We start from the raw sequence: 22,301 nt of genomic DNA, 5'->3' as shown, positions 1-22,301 counted from the left end.
GACTTTGCAGAGCGGCCATAGGGTTTCTCGTTCACTACTTTTCCCAATGAGGTATCCAGTCTCCTTCCATGCGCAGTGACACTCCCGCGGCATCTTCTTCCAGCTTGACCACATGCAGCTCGCCTTTGTCGCCGCCGTAAGTTTGTCGCGCTTCTTCAAATTGCGCGCACACCAGTCGCGTTGCTGGCGCTGCTGTCCCGGCATCATCGCAGGCCTCGACAATGAGCCCCAGATCTTTTTGACACAGGTCCAACGTGAAGGATGGATCGTAGTGCCCGGCAAAGACCGAGGGGGCATCATGGTGCATGCACCAGCTTTCGCTAGCCCCTATTTTCAGGGCCTCCCAGGCGCGGGACAATTCAACGCCGGACTTTACGGCCATGACCAGTGCTTCACCCATCGCTGTGGCGTGAATTGCCCAGAGTTGGTTGCTGGCCAGTTTGGTGATTGATCCGCTGCCGCTTTGCCCCATGTAATGCATCGGCCCCATGAGCTCCATTACAGGGCGGATGCGTTCGATGGTCTCCTCGCTGCCGCCTGCGAACTGTGGCATGTTGCCTGTACGGGCACCATCAACCGCTCCAGACACTGGCGCATCAACCGCCTGCGCGCCTTTGGCAGCAAGTTCGAGGCCAAGTTCCCGCGCAAGATTGGGCTGATTGGTCGTCATATCGACCCAGATCTGACCCTCCTCCATCGCTGAAAGAAGCCCGTTCTCACCGCGCACCACTTGTTCGATCTGCTTTGGGCCAAACACCATGGTAAAGACGATGTCGGCTCCTTTGGCGGCCATGGCAGGCGTGTCAGCCCAAGATGCTCCAAGTTCGAGATGCTGATTGGCGCGGTCAGGGTCCAGATCACAAACGGCCAGCTGATGGCCGCCCTTGATCAAGTTCAGGGCCGCAGCTCCACCCATCGTGCCAAGCCCGATAAAGCCAATGCGCATGTGTTCGTCTCCTAAGGTTGGTAACTATGCAGCGGCTAGGATTTCATCGGTCGATTGAACCGTACCAAATTCGCCGTGAAGGTTGGCAAGCGTGACTGAGTGAATTTGCTCGGCGGTATGGGTCACCCCATCCGGCCCCGTCGAGTTGTAGGCCCAAACTGCGTCAGACGCATAGACCATATCAAAACCAAGGCTGCTGGCCGAACGTGCAGCCGATTCCGCACAATGATTGGCGGTGGCACCACAGATGATCACCCGTTCAATACCCGCAGCTCGCAAATCCGACAGAAGTGTCGTTCCGCCAAACGCGCTGGAGACGTGCTTGATGATCACCTGCTCATCATTCTGAGGGGCTGCAAATGGCTGAACAGCAGCGCCTGGAACGTCTGGACGAAACGGATCATCCGCATCAGTGCCATGGTGATGGACATGGATGATCTTGTCGCCGGACCCGCGAAACTGTGACAGCAATCGTGCGATATTTTCGGAAGCTTCCGGGCACGATCGCTCGGCACCGGCGGCGTCTTCATGAGCGAGTGCCATTTGCACATCAATAACGAGAAGAGCAGTTTTCATTCGAGTTTTCCTTATTGTGCCTGTGTCATCGCGGCTTTGCGATCGCCAAGAATTTTTTCGACACGTTTGCCATAAATGCGCACATTGATGTCGTCGCTGATGACACGGCCCATCTGTTCATCATAGGTCATAATTGCCGTAATTCTGGGATGTGCGCCAAACACTTCGGTAACACCATGCAAGGAATATCCACCGCGAAACAGCGTGAACGTTCCAGCCCCACGATCGAACTTTTGCGTATGCGACATGTCTCCGGCCAACAAACGGTCGACAGCGGCGCGGTCTTCGGTCTCGTCGGTGCGGGAATTTGGAAGGAAAGCAAAGTCGCCACCACTTTCCGCAGCTTTCAAAAGCAACGTCACCGTGCATTCAGTCGTGTCGTAATGCCATGCGTGCCAACTGCCGGGGTATAGTGCGACAACATTCAATGCCTGGAATTCATCAGCGCAGCGATACAGCACAGGTTTCTTTTGTACTCGACGGACAAAATCAGTAAGAATTTCTGACTGATAAAGCTGCTGGATCAGCGTATCTGCGGGCAATTGGTCGTCGGCCAATTGGGTCGCAACATGGGTATATTCGCGACGTCGGGGGTCATCAGCAGGCAGCGTAGGATCAACTGCACCCTGATAAATGTTCCGCTTGATGGTCAGAACCTCGGCTCCGGGCAAAAAGTTGGTCGCTTCGTCTTCGAGGGCGGCAAGAGCGTCAGGGCGGATGAACCCATCCAGATTGCACCAGCCATGCGTTTCCATATGGTCCTGACACGCTTTGAGAAACTCCGCGCCTTCGCCTGTTTCCAGATCAGCAATGGGGTAGCGCGCTAGATCGACAAGGTTCAGGGCCATGTCTGCATCGGTTCCCAGATCGGTTTTTGACATCATGCTCTCCTCTGAATTCGAGTCCTTACAGGGCCGTTACGTTTTGGTAGTTCGGTTAATGCCAGAAGTTAAACGAAACTAATTGCCCTCAAGCACATAAATAACTTATGCCATGCGGATGAAGCAGAACCTCAACCTGAATTGGCTGCGCACATTTGATGCCGCCGCTCGCCATCTAAGCTTTACGGCCGCAAGCCATGAATTGGGCCTGACGCAAACAGCCGTCAGCCAACATATCAAGGCGCTAGAGACCAAGCTTGGGCAAAAACTATTCATCCGCCGCGCCAAAAGCCTGCAGCTTACGGACATCGGTCAAGCCTATTTGGTTTCGGTGCGTGATGCGCTTGAACACATCGCGTTTTCAACAAGCGGGCTTTTCGGGCCTGAGTTAGACACAACCATCATTCTGCGCGCCTCGGCGGCGATGATCATCTGGCTCTCGCCGAAACTGCCTGCCTTCCAGGAGGCACATCCCAACATCGGGATCAAGCTAGTAACGTCGTTGTGGCAAAACGAGTTAGAAAAACACCCCGTAGACGTCGAGATTTTGTTGGCCGCGCAGAACCAATTTGACCCACACATGGTCAAGCTGTCGGACGAGCGGATCGTACCCGTTTGCGGGATGCAAACATCAACGAAGATCCAAAGGCTCGCAGATCTGACTAAGCTCGACGCGATTCACGTCTTGGGCTTTGACGACCATTGGGCGCGTTATCTTTCCGCCAATGGCCTGCCAACTGACAACATTTCCCCGCGAATTGTCGTCGATACCTCTGTAGCTGCCTGTGAAATAGCAGCATCCGAGAACGGATGTGCCATTATGTTTGAGCGGTTTGCACGGCAAGCCATCGCGACGGGTCGACCAATCAAAATTGTCGGCGATCCGGTCGCAAACGGTCAGTCACATTATGTCGTCCAACGAAATACCACCCCAATCGAGAAACGCGCATCAACAGCATTTTGTGAATGGGTGGCAACCTGCTTTTGAGGATTGCTTCGCAGCCACCAGGGTAAACCCATAAACTTTTTGGGACATCTCGAGAAGTGCCTTCAGGCAATCTGCCCGAGATAGCCGCAACTCCGGCACTGAAGGGTCGCGCTTTTTGACGACAGGTTCAGCCCGATTGTGGGGAACTTCTCCGAGCGTTCGCCGACGGCCTCATGCGCGTGCCAACAGCACAGGTTGGCATACCAGAAGCCGATACATTGAATTCAAGAAACGTTTCCCAGCGCTCACAACTTCTGCCCGCTTTAGCGCCTTCAATCGATCTTTCTCCATCAACATATGCAAGGTGCGATCTATCATCAGCATGTTGAATTGGCCTTCTAGGCTCAGGCTGCATAAACGAGAACTTGGGGCGGCATCAAACCGTGACAGGTCCACCTAAACTAATGGCAGAGACTGAACCATGACCCAGTCATGTTAAGCTTGTGGCTGGCAGGAAAAGCTTCCCCCTTCGTGCCAATTCGCAAGAAACGGGTCGCCTGTTCCGCGAGGCGCGAGATAACTTAGTGGTCGCAAGTTTACCGTTGGATACGCAAGACATGGCTCAAACTCCGATGACATCGATTGATCTGAAGGCTGCGATCATGTTGCTGCTGCTCGCTGCGGTGTGGGGCGGATCGTTCTTTTTCGCCGAAGTAGCGTTGTCGGAAGTGCCGCCCCTCACGATCACTCTTCACAGGGTTTTCTGGGCTGTTCCTCTGCTTGCCCTGATCGTCGGCCTGAAAGGATTGCGGTTTCCAACGTCTTTAAGAGTTTGGGGCGCTTTTCTTGTTATGGGGGCGCTCAACAACGCCATTCCCTTTTCGCTGATCTTTTGGGGGCAGACGCAGATCAACAGTGGGCTTGCCTCGATACTGAATGCGACGACAGCGATGTTTGCGGCTGTTGTAGCGGGTGTACTTCTCAAAGACGAACCCCTGACACCGAAGAAAATTGTGGGTGCCGCTTTGGGTATCGCCGGGGTGGCCTTCATCATGGGGCCAAGCGCGTTGACGGAATTCAACCCCAGCAATCTGGCGCAGCTCGCAATCCTCGGCGCGACGCTGTCGTATGCCTTCGCCGGTGTTTGGGGACGGACTGCGCTGTCCGATCAACCCCCACTGGTAAACGCGTTTGGCATGTTGGTTGGCAGCACAATTCTCATGGTCCCGGTTGTCTATGTCGTCGATGGTCCCCCGAGTTTTGCGCTATCCCCAAGTGTTTGGGCTGCGCTGTTGGGTTTGGTGGCCCTCTCTACTGTGCTGGCCTATATTCTTTACTTTGCAATCCTGGCCCGGGCGGGCGCTGCAAATCTGCTTTTGGTCACCTTGCTAATCCCGCCTTTCGCAATTGCGCTTGGTGTGATGTTCCTGGGCGAGCGGATGGAGCCGGAAGCATGGATCGGATTTGGCATAATTGCTCTGGGTTTCGCGGTCACGGACGGGCGGTTGTTCTCGCGATTGCTACGTCGCAAGCCGCGCCATGCAAAATGATGAAACCGCGGACAAAACCCTTTCCCGAGTGAGGATTTCTGTCACAACTCGACCCGGTCCTGCGCGGGTTCAACGTGAGCCATCATGTCGGCACAGCGCAACTTTGCAGGCATTGCTCTGATCCGGACAGATGACGGCCTATCGACCAAGCTTAACATGCAGTAATATTGCTGCATATCGGCAATCGATGACAGATGCTCAACTCGATCTCATTTTCAAAGCCCTTGCTGACAGCACGCGCCGTCGCATCATCGTCCGTCTGAGCAAGCAACCGGCTCAGTCCTTGTTCGAGGTCTGTGCGTCATCGGTTGCCAAGGATGGCGTTGCATTGTCCCGTCAGACGGTTTCCCAGCACCTTGCTGTTTTAGAGAAAGCTGGCTTGATCGAGACATCCTGGAAAGGGCGCACAAAAGCACATTCGTTGTCTATCGGCGATGATCATGTCGCGGCGGCTTTATGGATCAAAAAATACAAACAGAATGGAGAAAAACCATGAAAATCTATGTGACGAACGTCTTTGTCGATGACCAAGACAAAGCAGAGAAATTCTACACTGATGTCCTCGGTTTCACGGTGAAGAACAACATCCCCTTAGGTGCAAGTCGTTGGTTGACGGTTGTATCCTGCGAAGATCCAGATGGGCCGGAATTGCTCCTTGAGCCAAGTGAACATCCGGCTGTGAAGCCCTACAAGGACGCGCTGGTTGCCGATGGTATTCCCGCGCATTCCTTTCAGGTTGTGAACCTTGATGCGGAACGAAAAAGACTGGACGAGCTGGACGTAGAGTTTGTTGTTGAGCCTATGGATGCAGGACCGGTTCGCATGGCGGTTTTCGATGACACGTGCGGCAATCTCATTCAACTGATCGAGATGACAGACACCGCTGCCGCGTGATCACCGCGGTATTTCGACCCTGCCTACGCCTGGCTGGCCCCGGTATGGGCTTCACGACAAGCAAACCTCTTTTTCCAGGTCGCTGCTCGCTGCTCGTCGCGTTTTTCATATTCGGCTACAGCCTGGGCGATATCGCGATCCGCCAGGCCTTCCCGATCGTACCCCAGATCTGCCATTCGCATCGTGAACCATGCCGTCATGCCACCTGGTGGCAGAGTGGAGAAGCGCGGGAAGGTGGGATCTCCGTTTCCCGCCTGCCATGTCTTGGGCAAAGCGGGATCAAGGATGAAGCCCCGTGCTATACCCACCGCATCCACATCCCCTGAAACGACGGCGGCCTCTGCCTCTTTGCGATGTTTGAACCCGCCGGTGACCATGAGCGGCATCGCAGTCACCGCCCGTGCCGCCCGGGCAAAATCCAGAAAATACGGGCCGCTGGTCGCACGTTCGGAACTTGAGGGCGCGCCGGGGAAATAGGTTCCACCGCTGATGTCCAGCAGATCAACGCCCTTACCTTCAAGAGCTGCAACCACCCTGAGCGCGTCTTCTTCTGTCAGCCCGCCGGCAAGTTGGTCAGTGGCGTTCAATTTGACCGCCACTGTAAAATCAGACGGCACCGCTTCGCGGACGGCTTCAACTGTCTCGATCAAAAGGCGCATCCGCGCATGGATCTGACCGCCGTATTCATCCGTCCGGTGGTTGAAAAGTGGAGAGAGGAACTGGCTCAGTAGAAATCCGTGTGCGGCATGAACCTGAACACCACCAAATCCCAGTTCGGCCGCATAACGGGCTGTGCGGGCAAAACACTCTGGAATAGCCTTGATCTCAACCAGAGACATTGCTTCGCTATGGAAATCTGGAAAGTCTATGGCGCTCGGGCCCTTGGGAAGGCTGATCGGCCGATGCGCCAAAGCTCCGGCATGACCAAGCTGCAGCCAGAGCTGCGCACCGTTGGCCGATCCGCGCTGGGCAAGGTCACTGAAGGCCGCTGTGTCAGATTGACTATCGAGCACAAGATTACCTGGTTTTTCGGGGTAACGCGGATCACCCTGCACCTCACCGATGATCGACGCCGCCGTGCCACCAGCAGCCCAGCGTTCATAGAGACGCATCTGTGCAGCGGTCGGGTTGCCCCGGCCATCACCCAGTGAATCCGACATCGCCGATTTGATGATCCGGTTCTTCAACACACGCCCATTCGGCAGAGTGAGCGGTGAAAAGAGAGAGGTGTTCGAAGCGGAGGTCAAGGCAAATCCCCTTGGTTTATTGATCCACTCCTGAGATAACTTGGAAAAAGTACACTGATAATCTGGTTTTTTGGATCAACATTTGATAGTTTTTGGATCAAATGACACTAAAAACCGAACTGGAAATATTGTTGGCTGTCGTTGACCACGGCAACTTTTCGGCTGCTGCCCGCGTGTTGGGATACACCCCATCGGCTGTCGGAAAGCGGATGTATCAACTAGAGCAGAAGTTGCGGGTGCCGCTTCTTGTCCGCTCGACCCGGCGAATGACGTTGACCGAGGCGGGGCAGCGATATGTGGGGGAAGCAAGGGATATTCTTGCCCGTCTGACGGCCTTGGAAGAAGATATCGCCGATGACACCGGCAACCTGCGCGGCCCAATCCGCCTGACGAGTTCGGCGGCGCTTGGCCAGTTACATGTGGTCCCTTTGGTGATCGAATTCATGGAACTCAATACGGAGGTCGATATCGAATTGCTGCTGACAGACAAGATCGTCGACTTGGTAGGAGAGGGCTTCGATATCGCGGTCCGCAGCGGCGTCTTGCCAGATTCATCTCTTATTTCGCGAAAGCTGACGAACAATCGGCGGGTTCCCTGCGCCGCGCTTGCCTATCTCGAACAGCATGGTGTTCCTCAGCGGCCAGTGGACCTCACCACGCACAAATGTCTGCGCCTCGGTCAGGAAAAGCAGCTTTCGGATTGGGGATTCATACGAACAGCGGGGGGCGTATCGCGGCTTGGGCCAGGATTCTCCTGCAACAGTCTCGACGCGCTTCACGCAGCGTGCCGCGCTGGGCGCGGCATAGCATGGCTACCGGAGTTTCTCATCTCTCATGACTTGCAAACAGGGCGCTTGCACTCGGTTTTGCCCGATCACACGGAGCCGAGCGCAGGTGGTGGGATCTTCATTTTACGCCCGGAAATGCCTTACCTGCCGCGACGCGTTCGGGCCTTATCCGACTATCTCGCTGATCGTTTCACTGAAAAGGCCACTGGGAGTTTCGCTTAACACCAACGAATGATCTGTGGGCCGCGCAAAAGCCCAATTGCGTGGATTGCCAACCATTCCGGAAGCCTTGATCGTGTCGTTTATGCAGAGGCAATACCGGCCAGAAGACAGTTAGTCGCTTCTTTTCCGTGATCGTCGGTTTCTTCCTTCATTTGCCATCTGTTGCCCACCAAAGCACCGTTTCGAAATACCAGCAGCATTGCCGTCCACATTCGTATTGCCTTGTCCGGCGCGCCTCCTCGCAGGTGTTTAGAGCAGAATTTCGAAGGCCTTGCACCTGTTTCAGTCGGCCCGAAATCATACCGACTGGTGCGATTTCTGTGAGATGAACATCGCCGATCCCTCATTTGCCTCCGTCGCACTCAAGCGATTGCGCCTGCTAGGGTTCTCATCGCACTCCTCGGCGCCCTACTGATGAGCTTTGATCCCATCTTCATTCGCTTCTTGCGTGTTGGCGGGTTTGACGCATTCTTTCTGTTTTGTTTTTTCACCGTGATTTCGATGCGGTAAGGGTTCGGTGTAGGTTCAAGGGTGTTGGGAGGGCTGTGGTCAAGGATCTCAATCGAAAGCTGTGACAAAACTGGGCGGGCAAGAACTGGTCGGTTGGCCTTGGTGGATCAACGCGTCAACTGGAAACAGCTTGACTGAACCGTCCCCGTTGCCGAGTTCCAAAGCCTACTGCAGATCTTTGAACATATAGGTTGTGGGCTCCAACCGGTTTTCGAACGGGTTGCGGCAATAGTTTGGAATCTCTCCGGCGATCTGAAACCCAAGGCTTTGATACAAATTCTGCGAGGGGTCGGAGCTGCGGGTGTCCAGTACCAGCAGCGTTCGCCCCTGCTGCGCCGCGCGAGTTTCCAACGCGTTCATCAATGCGCGTCCCAGACCTTTGCGCCTGGAATCGGGGTGAACCAACAGCTTGGCCACGTCCGCCCGGTGGGGCTGATTTGGCATGACAGCGGGTATCAGTTGCACCGTGCCCACAACCCGCTGCGCATCACGGGCAACGAACAAATCCACCGCGCCAGAGCTCAAATCCGGCCGAATGCGATCCGCCCAGTATTGCCGGGCCTGTTCCGGTGAAAACGGCAGGATAAACCCAATGCTGGCCCCGGCATGCACGCAACTGTGCAGAATGTCGGTCAGATCCTCCAGCGCCGCGCCAAATTCGACCCCTGTCAGGCGCGCAATCATATCAGCACCAGCAGGTACCGCGCACCGCGGGTGGGCGGGGTTTCAAACCGGGTTGGGCCGGACAAGTGATAGCGCAGGCAATCGCCACCACTCAGGTCATGGGCAACGTCATCCACGGTCAGGGTCAAAGCACCGTCCAGCAGGATCAGATGATGTTCCTGCCCCGGCTTCGGCGGCGTCTCGTAAGAGATCACGGTGCCCGGTGGCAGATGCCCTTCCATCACCTCGCCGCTTAACCCCGTTGCCGGGGGTGAAACGGACCGACGCGTAAATCCGGTTTCGGGATCGCTCCATTCCGGTTGTCGTTCAAACGGGACACGAGGGTCAAAGCTGTCTTCGACCATCATCAAAAGGCGTGACATCGGCAAGCCGTACGCAGCGCATAATCGCCCCAGCGTTTCTGCGGTTGGGCTGACATCACCCTTCTCCATTCGGGACAGGGTGGCGCGGCTGATGCCGCTGTGTTCGGCCAGTTGGTCCAGGGACCACCCGCGACCTTGCCGCAGCTCGCTCAACCGGTTTGCGAGTCGGTTTGCGAGATCATCTAACACGCTTCAAATATGGAAAAATGTTTCATATATGGAAATATCGCTCAGCAATAAACGATACGCAAGAAGAAAAGGCGCAGAATGCTCTGCGCCCCTTCAACTGCTCAATTGATTTTGGGAGGATTACTTCCAGCCAACCTCGTTAAAGGTTTTCTGCGCCGCAGGGATGTTTTTGGCCACGTCTGACAGGTCTACGTCATCTGCCTTGAACTCTCCCAGAGCTTTGACGGAGTCCGCGAGGGCGACGTTTTCAACTGCCGGAAACTCGTCATTGCCACCCGAAAAATACTGCTGTGCCGAGTCGCTGGCCAGGTATTCGAGAAACAGGATCGCGTTGTCCTTGTTCGGAGCGTTGGCCGCGACACCGGCGCCGGACAGGTTCATGTGGGCACCATAGCTGTCCTGATTGGGAAAGACCCAGCCGATCGCGTCGATATCTGCAGACACACCTTTGACGTCTTTACGGATGGCGCGGGCGTAGTAATAGGTGTTCGATACGGCAATGTCGCACTCGCCTGACACGATGCCGCGCAGCTGGTCGGTGTCACCGCCCTGTGGGTCACGGGCCATATTCGCCACGACGCCCTCGGCCCATGCTTTGGCCGCCTCTGGTCCTTCATGGGTGATGATCGAGGCCAGCAAAGTCTGGTTGTACGTGTTGCTGGACGACCGGATGCAAACCAGCCCCTCGTATTCAGGCTTGGCCAGATCGGCGTAAGTGGCCGGAGGGTTGGCTACGTTTTCCGTGTCGAAAAAGATGATGCGTCCGCGCTGGGAAAAACCGAACCATTGATTGTCGCTGTCCTGCAGGTTGGCGGGAATGCGGTCTTCCAGAACGGCGCTGTCAACTGTTTGCAGAATGCCCGCGTTTTTGGCCCGCTCCAGACGAGAGGTGTCGACGGTCAGCAGAATGTCAGCTGGTGAGTTCGCGCCCTCGGCCTCCATCCGGGCAATCAGCTCGTCGGCTTTGCCTTCGATACGATTAATTTTGATCCCTGTAGCCTCTTCGAAATCTGAGTACAGGCGTTCGTCGGTGTCGTAGTGGCGCGACGAATACAGGTTCAGCTCGCCTTCGGCAGCGGCGGAAGTTGCGATCAGGGCCGTCAAGGCGGCAGCAACGCAGGTAGAGGATTTCAGCATCATATGTTCCAACATTGAAAATCGTGGCCGGCTTAACCCGACTGATTTGGTCAATTAAACGATTCTGGGAGGGATGCAAGTAAAACTGACAAATTTAGTCGGTTAAGTGGTCACTGGTGTGACACATTAGGTAAGACGACTGGCATGGTCAGGCTAGGGACTGAAGAGAACGACTGCTCAGAACCCAGTTTGACCAATGCTGCGATCTGCACCAAGGTTTGCTTTATAGATTGAGGCCCACCTTCAAGAGGAAATTATGGAAAGCAAAACCCCACAAGAGGATTTTCCAACAATTGGTACTAATGAAAACCCGGCCATTTTTTTCGATGGATCTGATCTGCTGCTTAGTTACGACATCGCACCTGTAGCAGGAGGTGGTATTGCCATTCTCAAGTTTTTTGATGTGATCCATTTCGAAAAAAACCCAATCAATGTGGAAGGGTTGCGTGACGCAAAGTATCCTACGAATGCATGGGACTTTACGGAGGTTTGTGACAGCGACCGCACAGCAAAATGGAAAGCTCTCTCGCCGCGCTTTTGGACGATATCGTTCAATGATGTCACCGTAGAGATCATCTTTTCCGAAGTGCAAATTGTATATGAGACGCGGCGGACTGAAAGCCCATCAGAAGCGTTGGTTCGTCTCCTTACCACGTAGTCGATGACGGAAAGAACCGTCTGGATCGCGTCGGGAAGCAGACGTTGCTTGCGATAGATCGAAGGTCGGCTTTGTCCGCAAAGCCGACATTGCCCTAAGGCACCCCAAACAAAAAAACCGCGCTGGCAAGCGCGGTTCTTTCAAATCTATAAGTGCAGTTCTCAGCCCTGGCGAGCTTTGAACTTGCGCTGCGTCTTGTTGATCACATAGACGCGGCCTTTGCGACGCACAATGCGGCAATCACGGTGCCGGTTCTTGAGCGAGCGGAGCGAGTTCTTGACCTTCATGGTCTGTCTCCAATCTGCGGCGCCTTCATCAAGGACGTGGCCAGCGCCTGGGTTTGCGGGTGCCCCGGGTCAGACCCGAAACAGTGATACGATGGTGGGCGGTACAAGGATCGAACTTGTGACCCCTTCGATGTCAACGAAGTGCTCTACCGCTGAGCTAACCGCCCACGAACCTTTGCAAGACCTGCCCCAAAACGAAATGGGGCGCGGATACCCGCGCCGGTAGCGGGGTCTATAAAAGGAGTCGCAAACGGGTTCAAGGGGTTTGGTTGAACTATTTTCCGGTCTATGTTCAGTCCGAACAAGGAGACGTCATGCTCAACGCGCCCTATGATCTGGATATGCCTGCCAAGCGCACGTCTTGTGTGGTCTTTTCCTCGCCTCATAGCGGTCGGAACTATCCTGAATCAATGCTCAACCGCACTGTTTTGAACCAGAATGTGATTCGATCTTCGGAAGATGCGTTTGTCGACCAGTTGTTTTCGGCGGCCGCAGACTATGGCGCGCCGATGATCGCGGCGACGGTGCCGCGTGCCTATCTGGACCTGAACCGCAGTGCCGAGGAACTGGATCCGGCTTTGATTCAGGGTGCACGCCGTCATGGGCACAATCCGCGCGTGGCCTCGGGGCTGGGTGTGATTCCCCGCGTGGTCGCCAATGGGCGCGCAATCTATCGTGGCAAGCTGACAATGGACGAGGCGCGCCTGCGCATCGACACCTGCTGGCGTCCCTACCATGCGCGCATCAAATCCTTGCTGGCTGAATCTCATGAGGCGTTTGGGCAGGCGGTATTGGTCGATTGTCATTCGATGCCGCATGAGGCGGTTGCGATGGCCAGTACCGCCAAATCCAAACGGCCCGAGGTTGTGCTGGGCGACAGGTTCGGCGCATCTGCTTCGGCCAAGGTGGTCGATCGGATCGAAGCGGCTTTTGTCGCGGCCGGGCTGAACGTTGCGCGCAATGCGCCTTTTGCCGGGGCCTACGTGACCCAGACCTATGGCCGTCCCATCCGCCACCAGCATGCGGTTCAGGTCGAGATTGACCGATCTCTCTATATGGATGAGGCCCGGATCGAACCAAATGAGAACTTCGCTGCGTTTCAGGAGATTCTGCGCGAGATCATCCAGGATATTGCCCGCGTCGGCGAGGAGCCGTTGCGACTGGCGGCCGAATAGACTCAGCGCAGGGCGCGACCTTTTACAATCGCATCGGTGCCGAATCTGCGCCGGATCTCATCTGTTGCACGTTCGGCCTGTGAGCGGCGCGCGGCCCCCGGGTCCAGCAGATCGCCAGAGATATCTGCCTGATCCTCGGAACACAGATCAGACAAGCCACAGCCCAGCAGACGATAGGGCCCTTGATCGCCCACCTGATCGAACAAGCCCCGCGCGGTGCGATAAATCCGGTCGGCGATCTGTGTGGCGTCGCGCAGCGACACGCGGCGGGTGATAACCTTGTGATCGGCTTTTTTCAGCTTTAGCGTCACCACTCGTCCGGCCAGCTCTTTGGCCTTGGCACGGTCAGCGACCTTTTCGGCCATACGCCACAAATGCCCGTCCAGAATATCCAGACTGGCCGTGTCCTCGAAAAACGTGGTCTCATTGCTGATCGACTTCATCGGCTCATGGGCTGAGACACGCCGTTTGTCTTGCCCGCGCGCCAGATGCCAAAGCCTGTATCCCATTGATCCGAACCGAGCTGTCAGTGCTTCTTGATCCCAGCGCAGTAGGTCCGAGAATATCCGGATCCCCGCACGGTCCAGCAATTCCTGTGCGGCAGGTCCGATACCCCAGATCAATCGCACCGGCTTGTCATGTAGAAATTCGGCGGTTTCTTCCTTGCCAATAACCGAGAACCCGCGCGGTTTGTCCAGGTCCGAGGCCACCTTGGCCAGAAACTTGTTATGCGACAAACCGATTGAGCCGGTGACGCCCAACTCGTCCTTCATCCGCTTCACCAGCCGTGCCAGCATCACCGCGGGCGGTGCGCCATGCAGGCGTTGGGTTCCGGACAGATCCATGAATGCTTCGTCCAGGGACAAGGGTTCAACAATGGGTGTCATCTCGTCCATCATCTTCCGAATCTCGCGCGAGACCTCGGCATAGACCGACATGCGCGGCTTTAGCACCACCGCGTCGGGGCAAAGCTGCAAAGCCTTGAACATCGGCATGGCCGAACGCACGCCACGAATGCGGGCGACATAGCAGGCGGTCGACACCACGCCGCGTTTTCCACCACCGATGATAAGCGGCTTGTCGGCCAACTCGGGGTTGTCGCGCTTTTCGACCGAGGCGTAGAAGGCATCGCAATCCATATGGGCGATGGACAGATCAAACAATTCCGCATGCCTTTTGATCCGCGGGCTGCCGCAGGACGGGCAACGGGGCTCCTGTTCCAGTATCGTCAGGCAATCGCGGCATAAGGCGGGCATGTGGCTCATCTCTCTTATGCGCATTGGCGCGTCTGAGGAATTGTCAGAAATCTACCTTGTCTGCACACAAAGAGAAAGCCGCCCCTGGGCTTTAGCAACGCAAAGGCTGCGCTGTGTCCGACGTCGAAGCTGCTGGTAATCGTGAACTGCGCAACCTGCTTATAAGACGACCCGCCCGAAACAGGAGGGCTGCGCAGGGATGGGAATGTCTGACAAGAAGACCCCCCGCAAGTGGGCGGGGGGAGGTGACGGACCTCAGGAAGAGATGGTCCGCGGGGAGTATCACGGGTTTAGAATCGCCCAAAACCATGGATTTCGATAGGAACTAGATCACACAAGCTAAACTCGTGTTTTGCATGTGTGTTTTGAGGCACAGGGGCAATTTGGCGCGGCTTTGGAGGAAAGTGACGCAAGGTCAACTGGTTGGCGGTGGATTTCAGCCCAAATCCACAGAATTTCTCAGGCCTCGATTAGGACCCTGCCAAAGAATTTAACTCGGCAAGAACCGCCTCAGCGGCCGCCTTTGGGTCCTCTGCCTGATAGATCGGGCGGCCGACAACGATGTGATCGGCCCCGTCGGCAATTGCGCTGGCCGGGGTGGCCACGCGTTTCTGATCGCCCAGGGCTGCCCCTGCAGGACGCACGCCGGGGGTGACAATCAGGCGACCTTCGGCCTGGGGCAGGGCGCGGATCAGCGCGGCCTCTTGCGGGCTGGCAATGACGCCATCGGCGCCAGCCTCCAGTGCTTTGGCTGCGCGTTCGACGACCAGATCCTGTACGTCGCCCTGTTTCAGCAGACTGGCATCCAGATCGTCGCGGTTCAGTGAGGTCAGGATAGTGACGGCCAGGATTTTCAGGTCTTTGCCTGCGGCACCCTCTTTTGCCGCGCGCACTACGTGTGGGTCGCCATGCACGGTCAGGAAATCCAGATCGAACTGCGCCAGCCCGCGAACCGCATTCTCGACGGTGTTGCCGATGTCGAACAGTTTCATGTCCAGAAAAATGCGTTTGCCGTGTTCTTGTTTCAGCTCATTGGCCAGAGCCAACCCGCCTCCGGTCAGCATACCCAGTCCGATCTTGTAGAAGGATACCGCGTCCCCCAACCGCTGGGCCATTTCCAGACCCTTCAGGGCGTTCGGAACGTCAAGGGCTACGATCAGGCGATCATCGGACATGGCTGCGGCTCCTTTTTGGCAAACGTCTGCGTCCTAGCGGGTTCGGGCGCTTGTGTCCATGCGAGATGGTCGGGTGACCAGAGACATTTGCCATCGCCCAGATTGTGCTATGGTTCGGATCATTCAAAAACAGATTGGAAAAGGTGGGACAATGAAACATCTGATCGGTATTGGCCTTATTGTGACGTTGGGCGCATGTCAGGACATGCCTTTGGAAAACGAAGCCTCGGATATGGTCATCAAGTCACCCACCAATGACAATCTGCGGCTGGTTGGCGGGTACCGCTCGACTGATGACGACTGCCAGCTTACCGGCGAAACCGCGTTTACAATCGATTTTCTGGACGATGCGGCCGATCTGGTCTCGTGCCCGACGGGCAGCGATGCGTCGCAATCCCTTGTGGATATGTACGGCGCGCGGCAAGTTGCGGAAACCGGCGGGTACAGTGTCTATACCGTGCAGCGCCGCTGAGCCTGAATTTCCGGTTTAGCCTCTTGAACAAACGCAAATATTTCCCAAATTGAATGTGAGGCCCAGACCGATGCGTGCCGCCAGGCGGGCGCAGCAGACCTAGGGCGCTTGGAAAAAGGAGAGAGCTATGGACTTGAACAAGTTCACCGAGCGGGCACGGGGATTCGTGCAGGCAGCCCAAACTATTGCACTGCGCGAGGGGCACCAGAGGTTGGCCCCCGAACATATACTGAAAGCATTAATGGATGACGATCAGGGGCTGGCCAGCAACCTGATCACCCGCGCTGGCGGCGCGCCGAGCCGGGTGGTTGAGGCACTGGATGCGACAATGGCCAAGATTCCGAAAGTCAGTGGTGACGCAAGCCAGGTCTATATGGATGGTCAGACCGCCAAAGTTCTGGATGAGGCTGGCAAGATCGCCACCAAGGCAGGCGACAGTTTTGTTCCGGTCGAGCGCGTTCTGATGGCGCTGTGCATGGTGAAATCCAAAGCCAAAGAGGCGTTGGATGCCGGAGCGGTGTCCGCGCAGAAACTGAATGAGGCGATCAACGACATCCGCAAAGGTCGCACTGCTGACACCGCGTCAGCGGAAGAGGGTTATGACGCGCTCAAGAAATACGCGCGCGACCTGACCGAGGCTGCGGCCGAGGGCAAGATCGACCCGATCATCGGGCGGGATGAGGAAATCCGCCGCTCGATGCAGGTTCTGTCGCGCCGCACCAAGAACAATCCGGTCCTGATCGGTGAGCCCGGCGTCGGTAAGACAGCGATTGCCGAGGGCATGGCTCTGCGCATCATCAACGGTGACGTGCCAGAATCGCTCAAGGACAAAAAGCTGCTGGCGCTTGATATGGGCGCACTGATTGCCGGGGCGAAGTATCGTGGCGAATTCGAAGAACGTCTCAAGGCAGTTCTGACCGAGGTCACCGAGGCCGCCGGTGAAATCATCCTGTTCATTGATGAGATGCACACTTTGGTAGGCGCAGGGAAATCCGACGGCGCGATGGATGCCGCCAACCTGATCAAGCCTGCGCTTGCCCGGGGTGAACTGCATTGTATCGGTGCGACCACGTTGGATGAATACCGCAAATACGTGGAAAAAGACGCAGCCCTTGCGCGCCGGTTCCAGCCGGTTTTGGTGGCTGAACCAACGGTCGAGGACACGATCAGCATCCTGCGCGGCATCAAGGAAAAATACGAATTGCACCACGGTGTGCGCATCTCGGATTCGGCGCTGGTGTCGGCGGCGACCCTGTCGCATCGCTATATCACCGACCGGTTCCTGCCCGACAAAGCCATCGACCTTGTCGATGAGGCCGCGTCGCGCCTGCGGATGGAGGTGGACTCAAAACCCGAAGAGTTGGATCAGCTGGACCGTCAGATCCTGCAGTTGCAGATCGAGGAAGAGGCGCTGAAGCTTGAGGATGACGCTGCCTCCAAGGACCGCCTGGACACCTTGCAAAAGGATCTGGCCGATCTGCAGGAGAAATCCGCCGAGATGACGGCACAATGGCAGGCCGAACGCGACAAGTTGGCCGGAGCCCGCGATCTGAAAGAACAGCTGGACAAGGCGCGCGCTGATCTTGAGATCGCAAAGCGCGAAGGTAACTTGGCCAAGGCCGGAGAGCTGTCTTACGGCGTCATCCCCGAGCTTGAGAAACAGTTGACCGAGGCAGAGAATGCCGAAAGCAGCCAGATGATGGCCGAGGAAACTGTGCGCCCGGAACAGATCGCATCGGTTGTCGAGCGTTGGACCGGTATCCCAACCTCGAAAATGCTGGAAGGTGAGCGTGAAAAGCTGCTGCGGATGGAAGATGATCTGCACGGGCGTGTCATCGGTCAGGATGCTGCGGTCACTGCTGTATCCAATGCTGTGCGCCGTGCGCGCGCTGGTCTGAACGACGAAGGCCGCCCGCTGGGGTCGTTCCTGTTCCTGGGGCCGACCGGCGTCGGCAAGACCGAGCTGACCAAAGCCGTGGCCAATTTCCTGTTTGACGACGACAACGCGATGGTGCGCATCGACATGTCCGAGTTCATGGAAAAACACGCGGTTGCTCGTTTGATCGGTGCCCCTCCAGGCTATGTCGGGTATGACGAAGGTGGTGTGCTGACCGAGGCCGTGCGGCGCCGGCCCTATCAGGTCGTGCTGTTTGATGAGGTCGAAAAGGCACATCCGGATGTGTTCAACGTTTTGTTGCAGGTTCTCGATGACGGCGTTCTGACCGATGGCCAGGGCCGCACCGTGGACTTCAAGCAAACGCTGATCATCCTGACGTCGAACCTTGGGTCTCAGGCGCTGAGCCAGTTGCCCGAGGGTGCGGACAGCGCGCAGGCGCGGCGGGATGTGATGGATGCGGTCCGGGCGCATTTCCGGCCGGAATTCCTGAACCGTCTGGATGAGACGATCATCTTTGACCGGCTCAAGCGCGGCGATATGGACGGGATCGTCGATATCCAGATGGCGCGTCTGCAAAAACGTCTGGCCGCCCGCAAGATCGAGCTGGTGATGGACGACGATGCAAAGGAATGGCTGGCTAACGAAGGCTATGATCCGGTCTTTGGGGCCCGTCCGCTGAAACGGGTGATCCAGCGCGCCTTGCAGAACCCACTGGCCGAGGCTTTGCTTGCCGGTGAGATCATGGATGGCGACACCGTTCCGGTCACTGCCGGGGCCGATGGCTTGATCATCGGTGATCGGTTGGGGACGTCAGAACGCCCCCGCCCGGATGATGCCGTGGTGCATTGACTTCGTGGTGATACCAAAAAGGCTGGCCAAACTGGCGGGCCTTTTTGGCCCAACAGTTTACTCAATCCCAATTTCACCCAGTAAACCGAACCGGAGCGCGTGTGGCCAGCAAATGCTGGCGTAGCAAAGGTGAATGATCAGTTTGCTTGAGCCTGGAGATTCTTCCTCACCGACACACGCTTTGCGCTGCCTTTTGCGGCATCAACCAGGTGGGAAACAGTTCCGATGGTTTCGAGAAATTCGGTTCCCGCGCGTACCAGACGGGATCTTAAATCCAGAATGATGGTGCCGTCTTCTGATACGGCGTTCCGGAAAAAATCTGCATAGGTCTGAACCGGGTAGTGGAATCCGCAAGAAATGAAACTCATGGCCAGATCGAACTTTGCAGCCGGAGGCAATTCATCCCGTTCCGGATTGAGACAGGTGATTTTGTTGTGACTGACTCCATTCTCCGTCAAGAACGAATGCGCCACAGCCAGATTTGAATATGCGGCGCCGGTCTCCTCGTACCCAAAGTGGCGTTTGTCCGAGGTTTCCAGATCAATGAGTGTGAGGTCGCATCTGTGATCCTTCCAGAGGAACAAATCGAACATCGCATATCCACAACCAATATCAGCGACTGACGATGGTGCGATGGTATCAATCGTATCCCGAATTTCTTGGTACTCCAGATAAATTATGGCGGCGGCACGGCGTGCCAGCTCGGTTCCATGCTTTTCCACAAGGAATTTGGCAGGACCTGCATTTCCCGAGCTCCAAGCACGAATGATACGACCCGATCTGGGTTGATCGTGGAGGATTTCTGATCTTTGCATTATCAGATTAATAAGGTCGTCTTGGGAAAACGCCTCAAAGGAAAGCTCAGCCACATTTGGCAGCTCTATCGCTTCCATCATTTGTTCATTCGTGATCATTTGGATTTCTATATTTGTTCTGAAAGAAATACCAGACGATGAGGTCAACATGCTAGGCAAAATGTCTGATTCCAAGGCTGAAGCAGTCACTTGATCCTCGGATTGCTCGTTCAGTTTTAAGACAACGCGTCTAAACCATCGCAAAAATCCGCGCTGGACCGCCGGTACCACCGGCATGTTTGGGTGCGCCGATCACCAGTGTCGCCCCTGCGGCAGGGACACGGTCCAGCCCGGCGAGGTTTTCGATCCCAAACCGACCCGTGGGCAGCCACGCGTAATGGGTGGCGAAACTAGCCGAAATACCGTGATCCAGCGACAGCGTATCTGATGCGATCGAGCGAGCTCCGGTGTCTTCGATCAGCATCTGGGCGGCCTCGACATGAAAACCGGGATAATGCTGTGCCTGACCGTCAAAGCCGCGATAGGCGTCGCTGTCCGCTTTTGCCGCCCAGCCGGAATAGAGCGCAACGCAGGCACCATCCGGAATGTCGCCATTGGCAGACATCCAAGCCTTCAGATCATCGGGGGTCAGCAGGGTGTCGGCATCCTCGGCGGCGCGGGCTGCAATGTCGACAACACAAAGTGGGGCAACCAGATCCGAGACCGGGATCTCATCCACTGACGCGCCATCCGCCGAGAAATGCAACGGCGCATCGATATGTGTGCCGGTGTGTTCGTTCACAGTCAGGCGCTGCAGGTTGAACCCGTGCTCACCGAAATTGAACAGTTGTTCCGAAGTATATCCGGGTTCGCCAAAATAGGTTGGAAAATCGGGGCTGATCGTATGGGTCATATCCTCAACCTTGCCATGGCCCGCAGCCATCGCCATTGGCGCAGAGACCCCCGTTGCAGCGACCGCAACGCCTGAGGCTGCGGCGGCTTTGAAGAATCCGCGTCTTGACAGCATACGCTCCTTGACCGAGTTCATCACACAGATGTCACACATTTGCATTCTCCTTTGTTGCTGTTTTTGCTGGCGGGACAGGGTATCCATCCGGTCAACGACTTACCTAACATAGTGTGCAGCCTGCCTTTTTCCCGCAGGGGTTGTAAAGGTCGCAGGGCCGAGGGATGGCGTTATCCGCCGAAGCCCGTCAACTCAGTGTGAAACTGTCATGAAGTGCCTGGTCAGGTCGCGCCCTAGTGATTGCCCTGCTCGCGGCTTTTGCGCAATGCGCGCAAATCTTCGGCGTTCATCAGTGGCCCTGATTGTGACGTGGCTTTTGATGTGTTGCGTGGATTAGGCTGCACGGCTGCGGGATGCGCCGGAGCAGTGTCTCGCAGGCGCAGATACACCAGAACTCCGCCTGCGCATTGCACGCTCAGTGCCCAAAAGCCGATCACTATGTACAATGCAATCACCGCGATTACAGGCCAAATGGCACGCCACGGGGCGGTGCCCTCAATCATCTCTGCCAATTCGATCAGACCATCGGCGATCACCGTGCCGAAACTGCTGAACGCCAGAGCCAGTGAGATAACGGTGTAGATGACCGCTATTCCCACATAGCTGAGCAGGACTAACGCAAACAAAGACCAGAACGATTCCCCGAAATGCCGGAAAGGCGTATAGGCCCGGTCATCCGGATCGCGCCCCAGCGAAGCCGAGGCGATGGGCACCAGGATACTGGCCCGGATCGCACAGATCGCAACAACGGCGACGATAGAGAGCCCGCTTAAAGACGCGCCAAAGGAACCGTTCAGCAAATCGGCAACCCCTTCTCCGGTCAGGTCAGTGACATCGGGCATAACGGTGATTGCCAACAGACCTGTGGTCGGTACAAGAAGCACCGCAACAGCCAGGGCCTCGGTTGCGCCATAGACGATAGACGGCAGGATCAGTTTCTTGTATCCGGCGCTGGGCATGATCTGCTGGGACGCAAAGCCAAACCGGGTCCCAACCATCACTGGAATGATGCCGGACGACGCACTGATCGCAATCATGAGAATGACAGAGGCGGCCGGAATGATCAGCCCGATCACAAAGCCCAGAAGGCCCCCCAGAAACCCATAAAGGAACAGGCCGATCACGAGGACCGGAAACACCATCACATAACGCCACAGGATGGATAGGGATAAAGGAATAGCTTGTATAGCGAGCACGGCTTCAATCTCTGATCAACTAATGGGTGTGTCCCGCATACCCAAAAGACGTGGACGCCGCCAGTTCCCGAGCTGTCAGATTTTCCGGGTTGTTGCTGCGATGATTCACCCCGGACCGGTTTGCCTGGAACCCGATACGTTACAATCCCGTCTCTCAATCGTTACGCGTGTTTCCTTGGTGACGTGCTATTAGCGACTTATCTCATACCCGAGGTTAATAGCTACGGAGACCCAGATGGCGCATCGCTGGACCAACACATTGACACATGCCGACGTCACGCCACAGGCGGCGTTTTTGAACCGGCGCCAGATCATGGCCGGGCTGGCAGGTGTCGGGCTGGCGGGAATGGCACTGGGGGCTGCGGCGCAAGAGGCGCTTGAGCCAAACTCCTGGGAAGAAATCACGTCGTACAACAATTATTATGAGTTTGGGACCCGCAAGGAAGATCCGGCAAAATACGCCCATACGCTGGTGACCGAGCCCTGGAGCGTAAAGATTGATGGTCTGGTCGACAAACCAGGCGAGTATGACTTTCAGGACATCATGTCCGAGATGACGGTCGAAGAGCGGATCTATCGCTTTCGTTGTGTCGAGGCCTGG

23 protein-coding genes and 1 tRNA gene (1 of these 24 running past the window's edge) are annotated in these 22,301 nt (G+C 56.3%); 10 read left to right on the top strand and 14 right to left on the bottom strand.

Going from position 1 to position 22,301, the window contains the following annotated elements; all coding sequences use genetic code 11:
• Positions 1–34 precede the first annotated feature (34 nt).
• From SJY13_RS13210 to SJY13_RS13200, 3 genes are read right to left on the bottom strand one after another with little or no spacing between them, the layout of a single operon-like run.
• The gene (locus SJY13_RS13210) at positions 35–946 is read right to left on the bottom strand and encodes an NAD(P)-dependent oxidoreductase (protein ID WP_377191401.1); all 912 of its coding nucleotides are present in this window, start codon (positions 944–946) and stop codon (positions 35–37) included.
• A 24-nt stretch (positions 947–970) separates the two neighbouring features.
• A complete protein-coding gene (locus tag SJY13_RS13205) occupies positions 971–1,522 on the bottom strand; it encodes an isochorismatase family protein (RefSeq protein ID WP_377191400.1) in 552 nt (183 codons plus the stop codon).
• Between the two features lie 11 nt (positions 1,523–1,533).
• A complete protein-coding gene (locus SJY13_RS13200; protein WP_377191399.1) occupies positions 1,534–2,403 on the bottom strand; it encodes a HalD/BesD family halogenase in 870 nt (289 codons plus the stop codon).
• A 118-nt stretch (positions 2,404–2,521) separates the two neighbouring features.
• On the opposite strand from SJY13_RS13200, the gene SJY13_RS13195 reads away from it, so the two are divergent.
• From SJY13_RS13195 to SJY13_RS13180, 4 genes are all read left to right on the top strand, one after another.
• Positions 2,522–3,391, top strand: a complete 870-nt coding sequence (locus SJY13_RS13195) for a LysR family transcriptional regulator (RefSeq protein WP_377191398.1) — start codon at positions 2,522–2,524, stop codon at positions 3,389–3,391.
• 557 nt (positions 3,392–3,948) lie between these two features.
• Complete coding sequence (locus tag SJY13_RS13190) at positions 3,949–4,881, top strand: DMT family transporter (protein ID WP_377191397.1); 933 nt, start codon at positions 3,949–3,951, stop codon at positions 4,879–4,881.
• 187 nt (positions 4,882–5,068) lie between these two features.
• Positions 5,069–5,377, top strand: a complete 309-nt coding sequence (locus SJY13_RS13185) for an ArsR/SmtB family transcription factor (protein ID WP_377191396.1) — start codon at positions 5,069–5,071, stop codon at positions 5,375–5,377.
• Positions 5,374–5,775, top strand: a complete 402-nt coding sequence (locus tag SJY13_RS13180) for a VOC family protein (protein WP_377191395.1) — start codon at positions 5,374–5,376, stop codon at positions 5,773–5,775. The genes SJY13_RS13185 and SJY13_RS13180 overlap by 4 nt, the downstream gene beginning before the upstream one ends.
• A 23-nt stretch (positions 5,776–5,798) precedes the next feature.
• Here SJY13_RS13180 and SJY13_RS13175 read toward each other — a convergent pair whose 3' ends face one another.
• Positions 5,799–7,022: an NADH:flavin oxidoreductase/NADH oxidase family protein gene (locus SJY13_RS13175; protein ID WP_377191394.1), complete on the bottom strand. Its 1,224-nt coding sequence runs from the start codon at positions 7,020–7,022 to the stop codon at positions 5,799–5,801.
• 101 nt (positions 7,023–7,123) lie between these two features.
• On the opposite strand from SJY13_RS13175, the gene SJY13_RS13170 reads away from it, so the two are divergent.
• Entirely contained in the window at positions 7,124–8,032 is a 909-nt protein-coding gene (locus SJY13_RS13170) for a LysR family transcriptional regulator (RefSeq protein ID WP_377191393.1), read from the top strand.
• A 675-nt stretch (positions 8,033–8,707) separates the two neighbouring features.
• Here the strand turns inward: SJY13_RS13170 and SJY13_RS13165 are convergent.
• From SJY13_RS13165 to SJY13_RS13155, 3 genes are all read right to left on the bottom strand, one after another.
• Positions 8,708–9,226, bottom strand: coding sequence for a GNAT family N-acetyltransferase (locus SJY13_RS13165; protein WP_377191392.1), 519 nt, complete (start codon positions 9,224–9,226; stop codon positions 8,708–8,710).
• Complete coding sequence (locus SJY13_RS13160; RefSeq protein WP_377191391.1) at positions 9,223–9,777, bottom strand: helix-turn-helix domain-containing protein; 555 nt, start codon at positions 9,775–9,777, stop codon at positions 9,223–9,225. The genes SJY13_RS13165 and SJY13_RS13160 overlap by 4 nt, the downstream gene beginning before the upstream one ends.
• A 120-nt stretch (positions 9,778–9,897) precedes the next feature.
• The gene (locus SJY13_RS13155) at positions 9,898–10,914 is read right to left on the bottom strand and encodes an extracellular solute-binding protein (protein ID WP_377191390.1); all 1,017 of its coding nucleotides are present in this window, start codon (positions 10,912–10,914) and stop codon (positions 9,898–9,900) included.
• Positions 10,915–11,170: 256 nt separating this feature from the next.
• Between SJY13_RS13155 and SJY13_RS13150 the strand changes: the two genes are divergently transcribed.
• Complete coding sequence (locus SJY13_RS13150; protein WP_377191389.1) at positions 11,171–11,572, top strand: hypothetical protein; 402 nt, start codon at positions 11,171–11,173, stop codon at positions 11,570–11,572.
• A 161-nt stretch (positions 11,573–11,733) separates the two neighbouring features.
• On the opposite strand, the gene ykgO is transcribed toward SJY13_RS13150, so the two are convergent.
• Both ykgO and SJY13_RS13140 read right to left on the bottom strand, forming a co-directional pair.
• Entirely contained in the window at positions 11,734–11,859 is a 126-nt protein-coding gene (ykgO, locus tag SJY13_RS13145; protein ID WP_008755722.1) for a type B 50S ribosomal protein L36, read from the bottom strand.
• 92 nt (positions 11,860–11,951) lie between these two features.
• A tRNA-Val gene (locus SJY13_RS13140) sits at positions 11,952–12,026 on the bottom strand.
• 147 nt (positions 12,027–12,173) lie between these two features.
• On the opposite strand from SJY13_RS13140, the gene SJY13_RS13135 reads away from it, so the two are divergent.
• A complete protein-coding gene (locus tag SJY13_RS13135) occupies positions 12,174–13,034 on the top strand; it encodes an N-formylglutamate amidohydrolase (protein ID WP_377193639.1) in 861 nt (286 codons plus the stop codon).
• Between the two features lie 2 nt (positions 13,035–13,036).
• Here the strand turns inward: SJY13_RS13135 and SJY13_RS13130 are convergent, their stop codons facing one another.
• Both SJY13_RS13130 and pyrF read right to left on the bottom strand, forming a co-directional pair.
• Positions 13,037–14,290 (bottom strand): DNA polymerase IV, encoded by a 1,254-nt coding sequence (locus SJY13_RS13130; protein ID WP_377193637.1) that lies wholly within the window; start codon positions 14,288–14,290, stop codon positions 13,037–13,039.
• 470 nt (positions 14,291–14,760) lie between these two features.
• Positions 14,761–15,465, bottom strand: coding sequence for an orotidine-5'-phosphate decarboxylase (pyrF, locus tag SJY13_RS13125; protein ID WP_085823683.1), 705 nt, complete (start codon positions 15,463–15,465; stop codon positions 14,761–14,763).
• Between the two features lie 151 nt (positions 15,466–15,616).
• Between pyrF and SJY13_RS13120 the strand changes: the two genes are divergently transcribed.
• Complete coding sequence (locus tag SJY13_RS13120; protein WP_377191388.1) at positions 15,617–15,937, top strand: hypothetical protein; 321 nt, start codon at positions 15,617–15,619, stop codon at positions 15,935–15,937.
• 127 nt (positions 15,938–16,064) lie between these two features.
• Entirely contained in the window at positions 16,065–18,683 is a 2,619-nt protein-coding gene (clpB, locus tag SJY13_RS13115; protein ID WP_377191387.1) for an ATP-dependent chaperone ClpB, read from the top strand.
• A 137-nt stretch (positions 18,684–18,820) separates the two neighbouring features.
• Here clpB and SJY13_RS13110 read toward each other — a convergent pair whose 3' ends face one another.
• From SJY13_RS13110 to SJY13_RS13100, 3 genes are all read right to left on the bottom strand, one after another.
• The gene (locus SJY13_RS13110; protein WP_377191386.1) at positions 18,821–19,597 is read right to left on the bottom strand and encodes a hypothetical protein; all 777 of its coding nucleotides are present in this window, start codon (positions 19,595–19,597) and stop codon (positions 18,821–18,823) included.
• Between the two features lie 130 nt (positions 19,598–19,727).
• The gene (locus SJY13_RS13105; protein ID WP_377191385.1) at positions 19,728–20,543 is read right to left on the bottom strand and encodes a cyclase family protein; all 816 of its coding nucleotides are present in this window, start codon (positions 20,541–20,543) and stop codon (positions 19,728–19,730) included.
• A gap of 194 nt (positions 20,544–20,737) precedes the next feature.
• A complete protein-coding gene (locus SJY13_RS13100) occupies positions 20,738–21,700 on the bottom strand; it encodes a hypothetical protein (RefSeq protein WP_377191384.1) in 963 nt (320 codons plus the stop codon).
• 235 nt (positions 21,701–21,935) lie between these two features.
• Between SJY13_RS13100 and msrP the strand changes: the two genes are divergently transcribed.
• On the top strand, positions 21,936–22,301 hold the 5' end (the start) of the coding sequence (gene msrP, locus SJY13_RS13095; protein ID WP_377191383.1) for a protein-methionine-sulfoxide reductase catalytic subunit MsrP. It continues 537 nt past the right edge of the window; 366 of the gene's 903 nt are visible here — the first part of the coding sequence; it begins with the start codon at positions 21,936–21,938; its stop codon lies off the right edge, out of view.

Source organism: Ruegeria meonggei, assembly GCF_042768335.1.
Classification (GTDB): Bacteria; Pseudomonadota; Alphaproteobacteria; order Rhodobacterales; family Rhodobacteraceae; genus Ruegeria; species Ruegeria meonggei.
The sequence above is the reverse complement of the archived record's forward strand: the minus strand, read 5'-3'. Positions and strand labels throughout refer to the sequence as shown.

Excerpts from the sequence above, each read along its gene's own strand:
- SJY13_RS13135 (WP_377193639.1), top strand. The coding sequence starts at position 12,174 with ATGCTCAACGCGCCCTATGATCTGGATATGCCTGCCAAGCGCACGTCT.
- SJY13_RS13195 (WP_377191398.1), top strand. The coding sequence starts at position 2,522 with ATGAAGCAGAACCTCAACCTGAATTGGCTGCGCACATTTGATGCCGCC.
- SJY13_RS13205 (WP_377191400.1), bottom strand. The coding sequence starts at position 1,522 with ATGAAAACTGCTCTTCTCGTTATTGATGTGCAAATGGCACTCGCTCAT.
- SJY13_RS13155 (WP_377191390.1), bottom strand. The coding sequence starts at position 10,914 with ATGCTGAAATCCTCTACCTGCGTTGCTGCCGCCTTGACGGCCCTGATC.
- SJY13_RS13210 (WP_377191401.1), bottom strand. The coding sequence starts at position 946 with ATGCGCATTGGCTTTATCGGGCTTGGCACGATGGGTGGAGCTGCGGCC.
- SJY13_RS13130 (WP_377193637.1), bottom strand. The coding sequence starts at position 14,290 with ATGCCCGCCTTATGCCGCGATTGCCTGACGATACTGGAACAGGAGCCC.
- SJY13_RS13105 (WP_377191385.1), bottom strand. The coding sequence starts at position 20,543 with ATGTGTGACATCTGTGTGATGAACTCGGTCAAGGAGCGTATGCTGTCA.
- SJY13_RS13190 (WP_377191397.1), top strand. The coding sequence starts at position 3,949 with ATGGCTCAAACTCCGATGACATCGATTGATCTGAAGGCTGCGATCATG.
- SJY13_RS13200 (WP_377191399.1), bottom strand. The coding sequence starts at position 2,403 with ATGTCAAAAACCGATCTGGGAACCGATGCAGACATGGCCCTGAACCTT.
- SJY13_RS13110 (WP_377191386.1), bottom strand. The coding sequence starts at position 19,597 with ATGATCACGAATGAACAAATGATGGAAGCGATAGAGCTGCCAAATGTG.
- SJY13_RS13150 (WP_377191389.1), top strand. The coding sequence starts at position 11,171 with ATGGAAAGCAAAACCCCACAAGAGGATTTTCCAACAATTGGTACTAAT.
- SJY13_RS13170 (WP_377191393.1), top strand. The coding sequence starts at position 7,124 with ATGACACTAAAAACCGAACTGGAAATATTGTTGGCTGTCGTTGACCAC.
- SJY13_RS13180 (WP_377191395.1), top strand. The coding sequence starts at position 5,374 with ATGAAAATCTATGTGACGAACGTCTTTGTCGATGACCAAGACAAAGCA.
- clpB (WP_377191387.1), top strand. The coding sequence starts at position 16,065 with ATGGACTTGAACAAGTTCACCGAGCGGGCACGGGGATTCGTGCAGGCA.
- SJY13_RS13185 (WP_377191396.1), top strand. The coding sequence starts at position 5,069 with ATGACAGATGCTCAACTCGATCTCATTTTCAAAGCCCTTGCTGACAGC.
- pyrF (WP_085823683.1), bottom strand. The coding sequence starts at position 15,465 with ATGTCCGATGATCGCCTGATCGTAGCCCTTGACGTTCCGAACGCCCTG.
- SJY13_RS13165 (WP_377191392.1), bottom strand. The coding sequence starts at position 9,226 with ATGATTGCGCGCCTGACAGGGGTCGAATTTGGCGCGGCGCTGGAGGAT.
- SJY13_RS13120 (WP_377191388.1), top strand. The coding sequence starts at position 15,617 with ATGAAACATCTGATCGGTATTGGCCTTATTGTGACGTTGGGCGCATGT.
- ykgO (WP_008755722.1), bottom strand. The coding sequence starts at position 11,859 with ATGAAGGTCAAGAACTCGCTCCGCTCGCTCAAGAACCGGCACCGTGAT.